Origin of the sequence: Cloacibacillus sp. (genome assembly GCA_036655895.1) — a bacterium.
GTDB lineage: Bacteria > Synergistota > Synergistia > Synergistales > Synergistaceae > JAVVPF01.
The window spans coordinates 1-2524 of sequence record JAVVPF010000060.1 but is presented as its reverse complement, the minus strand read 5'-3'; the positions used below and the strand labels follow the sequence as shown (position 1 = coordinate 2524).

General features: G+C 47.1%; 3 protein-coding genes. 1 reads left to right on the top strand and 2 read right to left on the bottom strand.

All coding sequences use genetic code 11. From position 1 onward, the window contains the following. Together RRY12_12185 and RRY12_12180 are read right to left on the bottom strand one after the other, a co-directional pair. A partial coding sequence (locus tag RRY12_12185; protein MEG2185430.1) for a sodium:solute symporter family protein occupies positions 1-417 on the bottom strand: 417 nt, incomplete at its 3' end. A 145-nt stretch (positions 418-562) separates the two neighbouring features. Continuing rightward, the gene (locus tag RRY12_12180; GenBank protein MEG2185429.1) at positions 563-1405 is read right to left on the bottom strand and encodes a 4Fe-4S dicluster-binding protein; all 843 of its coding nucleotides are present in this window, start codon (positions 1403-1405) and stop codon (positions 563-565) included. Positions 1406-1687: 282 nt separating this feature from the next. On the opposite strand from RRY12_12180, the gene RRY12_12175 reads away from it, so the two are divergent. After that, positions 1688-2404: a GntR family transcriptional regulator gene (locus RRY12_12175; GenBank protein MEG2185428.1), complete on the top strand. Its 717-nt coding sequence runs from the start codon at positions 1688-1690 to the stop codon at positions 2402-2404. Positions 2405-2524 lie beyond the last annotated feature (120 nt).

Here is a 2524-nt window from a genome sequence, read left to right as displayed (position 1 = left end):
AAAGAAAAAGAATATCATGTCCGTGACAGCGACACCCATCAGGCCACCAAGACAGGTAAGGGCTATGGTAAGCACCACGACAAAAATCCCCAAATAAATCTTATTGACCCCCCAAGCTGCCTCTCCGATGAAGCCCGTCGCCGTGATTTCGCCTATCTGCGAACAATACATGAAGAGAAAGACCGATGCGATTATAGCCGCCAGCTTGCCGTAGGCGTGATTGATGACGTCTGGAATAGTAACGTCGGAGCGAACATGGATGCGCGGCCCGACCCATAAAGCAAGGGGAAACCGTACAGCGTGAGCTCCAATGGACCAGATGAACCATGTCGCCATACCAAAGACAGAGGCATAGCCGATGGTGCCAACAACCCCCACACCGCCGTACCATGAAGCAACGAGAGTGCCAACGACCAAAGACCAGGGTAGGCTCCGATTCGCCAGATAATAGCTTTCCATATCAGTGATTGATTTTGAGAAATAATAGCCTATCCCAAGTACAGCAAAAACAGTAAAGACGATTACAATGTTATCAATTCCGGTCAACATGAAGAAACACTCCCTACTTTTGGATTTTTTCTATCGAAATGGCTTGCACAGGGCAGCTGCCGGCACAAATCGTGCAGCCCCAGCATTCCCTTTCTTCAAACATCATCTGTTTCCCATTGCGCTTAAACGCCCCAAAATTACAAGCGGCGGCGCAACTACCGCATGATACACATTTTTCTTCGTGCCACATGATACGGTATCTCTGTTTTGGCCAGAGACCTTTTGTTCCCAACATTTTTGAGGCGCGAATAGGGTAACAGCAGTCCCCGCAACAATGGCAGATAGCGACCATTTCCTCGGAGGTGTGCATCAGTCCGTTTTTATCAGCCCTGCGCGCGACCGCCTTTGCCTCTTCTTTAGAAAGTTCTCGCCCATGTCCCCTGTCCCACTCGGAATTTATGCCGCGGTTAAAAAGAATACACACCTCGCACGGCTTTTCGCAGGCCATAGCGACGCTCTTACAATTACATGGAACAACATAGGGAAGAAAAGGCATTGAATCAATTAGTTCAAGAGTTTCATCAAGCGTAAAGAAAAAGGCGTTCTCAATAAGCTCGCCATCTTTCAGCGCGCTCTCAAGACGTGGGCGCGCCCTGTCAATGTATTCGCGCACATACCATTCGTCCATCAAGGCGCGCGTCTCTTGCGGGATTTTACGCCAGGCCTCCGGCTCGTATTGAGCGAAGGCCGCAAGACGTCTGTAAAAATTAGCCGGCTCGTATAGGAGCACATTTTCCACCAAAATTTTATTCAGAACACTGCGCGAATAAGCCTCCCGTATAAAATTTTTTGGCGACGGCGTAATATCCGCAGCCAGAACGCAAAGCTCAGCTTCGCCATATTTTTTTCTCGTCATTCGTGAAAGCATCCCCCGTTCCCGTTTGTTGAGGAAACATTCGACATACGGGATGGCAACTTGTGGTATCTCAAAAAGATCTGTGATAGTGGAAAGGATTTTGGATCACCTCGCTGATTTTTTAATGAGCTAAATCAAATTTCAAAAATCAAAGAATTAAATGAAACAAAATATTAATGTAGGATACTTTTTATGTGTCTTGCATGTTACATGCAGCATGTTGCAACGGTTATGTTATACTTGTAAAAAATCCCGTTGTCAAGACTTATAGAGGAGAATATTATGACTTATTTTCATAATGAATCACTTAGAAAGAAACTATATGATTATATAAAAAGAAAAATAAACTCTGGCGAATTAAAACCTGGCGACCCTATCAACCAGAAGGAGATATTTGACGAGCTGGAGATAAGCCGAACCCCGTACCGCGACTGCATGATACAACTTGAATCCGAAGGACTTGTAAAAATAATCCCTTGCCGCGGCGTAGTCGTGCGCGAACTTTCAATGGACGAAATCATGGATGCGCAGGACGTCGGCGCGGCGCTCGAAGGCATGGCTTATGAACTGGCCTTCCCTCACGCGCGTGAAAGATGTATCCCGAAGCTCCTTGCGCTGATGGAAAGAGCGCATAAATGTTTCAGCGACGACGTGCCAATACCGCAGGATATGAACATGGAATTTCACATGCTGGTGCTTGCGCAGTGCCCAAACAGAAGCATCGTTGAACAGATAATCAAGATGCGCGAACGTCTCTACGACTTCCCCCAGAGGAATCTCCCTCCACTTCTCAAATGGGAAAAAATATTCTGGGCAGAACACGCGGCGCAGATAGAAATCTTGAAGACCGGCACCGCGGCGCAGCTTGGCGCCTATATGAGAGAGGTACATTGGAATCCTAAGGGAAAGTACGAATATTGGGAGACACTTTTTGACGCAAAGCATGGAACGGTGAAAGAATATTACAACAGACGTCTGCTCTGGGAAGGCGAAAAATAACCGCGACAGCACTCTGACGGACAGGCGCGCACAGCCTCTTCTTTTGCTGCGCGGCGGCTTGGGCTTTGTGTTAAGATAATATTTTAAAACTGATCCGAAGCGGGGAATTTTTATGAGACT

Coding starts and splice junctions, on each gene's coding strand:
- RRY12_12180 (MEG2185429.1), bottom strand. CDS start 1,405: ATGACGAGAAAAAAATATGGCGAAGCTGAGCTTTGCGTTCTGGCTGCG.
- RRY12_12175 (MEG2185428.1), top strand. CDS start 1,688: ATGACTTATTTTCATAATGAATCACTTAGAAAGAAACTATATGATTAT.